The organism is Mesorhizobium sp. M7A.F.Ca.CA.002.05.1.1 (assembly GCF_003998335.1).
Lineage (GTDB): Bacteria > Pseudomonadota > Alphaproteobacteria > Rhizobiales > Rhizobiaceae > Mesorhizobium.
This window is the reverse complement of record NZ_RZQI01000988.1, coordinates 1-2088: the sequence shown is the minus strand read 5'-3', so window position 1 is coordinate 2088 and position 2088 is coordinate 1. Positions and strand designations below refer to the sequence as shown.

The window sequence follows — 2088 nt, the reverse complement described above, 5'->3', positions numbered from 1 at the left end:
CTTCATCGCCGCACCGTTGCTGATCCTGTTCAAGCTGAGGCCGCAGGCTTCGGCCGACGAGGAGAAGCCGGTCAATGGCGGCAAGGCGGTCGCGACCTGACGCGCCGCCCCGAAGGGGTATAGCGGTGACCGGCAAAGGCATCGTCATCCGCGAGGCGCATTTTCCGGGCCGCGCGCCGATCGAAGCCTATGGCAATGGCGGGTTCCGCTTTGCCGACATGTCGCATCGCGGTTCGCTCATGTGCCTGCCATCCGGCATCCATGGCTGGGAACCGGCTGATCCTCTGGTGCTGACGGTGGCGGATTTCGACAAGCTGCTGGCTGAGGCCGGCAAGGTCGAGATCCTGCTGGTCGGCATGGGCAGGGATCTCCGGCCATTGCCCGCCGCACTGCGAGCCGCGCTGAAGGCTGCCGGCATTGCGTCCGACCCGATGTCGACCGGTGCCGCGGTACGGACCTACAATGTCCTTCTGGCGGAAGAGCGCGCCGTGGCCGCCGCGCTCATCGCCGTCGATTGACATGTCCCAGAATGCCAAAATCGTCATGGACGCGGTGCGCGCCGCCGACCATGACCGCTATCTGACCGCGCTCTACGCGCCCGACGACAAGCGCGACGCGCTGTTTTCGCTCTACGCCTTCAATGCCGAGATCGCAGGAATCCGCGATCGCATCCATGAAGCGCTGCCGGGCGAGGTGAGGCTGCAATGGTGGCGCGATGTCATTGCCGCTGGCGGAGAAGCGGGCGCCGGCCATCCCACAGCCGAAGCCTTGAACGCCACGATAGCGACGTTCGGCCTGCCGAAGCCGGCCTTCGAGAACATGCTCGATGCACGCATCTTCGACCTCTATGACGACCCGATGCCGTCGCGCACTGACCTGGAAGGCTATTGCGGCGAGACTGCTGCCGCGCTCATCCAGCTTGCGGCGATGGTGCTCGATCCCGTCGGGGCGCCGCGCTTTGCCGATCTGGCGGGCAGGGCAGGCTGTGCGCAGGCGATGACCGGCCTGTTGCTGCTGTTGCCGCTGCATCGCCGGCGCGGACAGTGTTTTGTCCCGGCCGATATTTTGGCGGCGGCGGGATCGTCGCCGGAAGAATTCATTGCTGGTGATGGCGGACCCGGCGCCAAACGCGCGGTGGCGGCGATGATGGCGCTGGCACGGGAACATCTTTCCGCCTTCGAGCAAGGCGCACCGACCTTGCCTGTCTCGCTGCGTCCGGCATTCCTGCCGCTCGCCCTGTCACGTGCCTACCTCGGCAAGATGGAGAATGGTTCGCCGCTCGAAGGCGTGGCGCGGCTGTCGGCCTTGCGCCGGCATTGGCTGCTGCTGCGTCGCGCGAGCAAGGGCTGGCCTGCGCTTTGACGTAAACGTCAATCGTGTTAAGACGTCCCCGCGCCAAACTGTTGCCGAAGACAACAGGCCGGCCCGGAGGAGATGAATGAGCTTACCCATATTGGTGGCGATCGTTACCTTCGGCATCGCGCTGTCGGTTGCGGCGGTGCATTTCACCGGCGGCAGCAAGATAGCGACGCTCAGCAGTGCCAATCGCGCGGTGAGCCGATTCGCTGAGGATTTTCCCGACGAGATCGCGACGGTAGTCCGCCTGACAGCGGATGCCAGGACTGCGTTTCTGGATATCGGGCGAGGGCGCATCGGCATCGTTCACGGCATCGGCGATTGCTTCTTGACCCGCATCGTCACACCTCAAGATGTCATGGTTTTGAACGCCGGAGGGGCGAACACGGTTTCGCTGCGGCTCGCCGACTTCACTTGGAAGGGCGGCCGCTTCCGCTTTGCCAGCTCAACGGATGCGCAGGGCCTGCTGAAAGCGCTTGAGCAGCAACGTTCGAATTCCACTGGGGCGGCCGCATGATGGACAGCTACAATTTCCCGCAAGTCACCCAACTGGCCATTCCGTTCTTCGTGGTCGCGATCCTGATCGAGCTTTGGCTGGTGCGCACCGGCCGCGCCAAGGGTTCGTTCGAAACGCGCGACACCTTGACCAGCCTGATGATGGGCACCGGCAATGTCGTTGCCGGGCTGCTGCTTGGCGTCGTGTCCTACTGGGCGTTGCTGTGGCTCTGGCAG

At 64.5% G+C, this 2088-nt stretch carries 3 protein-coding genes and 1 pseudogene; all 4 read left to right on the top strand.

The window, feature by feature from the left end; all coding sequences use genetic code 11:
- Window positions 1-125: 125 nt before the first annotated feature.
- Entirely contained in the window at window positions 126-518 is a 393-nt protein-coding gene (locus EN939_RS31525) for an Mth938-like domain-containing protein (RefSeq protein WP_127271505.1), read from the top strand.
- Window position 519: 1 nt separating this feature from the next.
- Entirely contained in the window at window positions 520-1362 is an 843-nt protein-coding gene (locus EN939_RS31520; protein ID WP_164748857.1) for a phytoene/squalene synthase family protein, read from the top strand.
- A 94-nt stretch (window positions 1363-1456) separates the two neighbouring features.
- The gene (locus EN939_RS31515) at window positions 1457-1873 is read left to right on the top strand and encodes a hypothetical protein (protein WP_335930813.1); all 417 of its coding nucleotides are present in this window, start codon (window positions 1457-1459) and stop codon (window positions 1871-1873) included.
- Window positions 1870-2088: pseudogene (locus tag EN939_RS31510) on the top strand (sterol desaturase family protein); the annotation flags it as partial. The gene EN939_RS31515 and the pseudogene EN939_RS31510, both read left to right, overlap by 4 nt.

Excerpts from the sequence above, each read along its gene's own strand:
- EN939_RS31520 (WP_164748857.1), top strand. The coding sequence starts at position 520 with ATGTCCCAGAATGCCAAAATCGTCATGGACGCGGTGCGCGCCGCCGAC.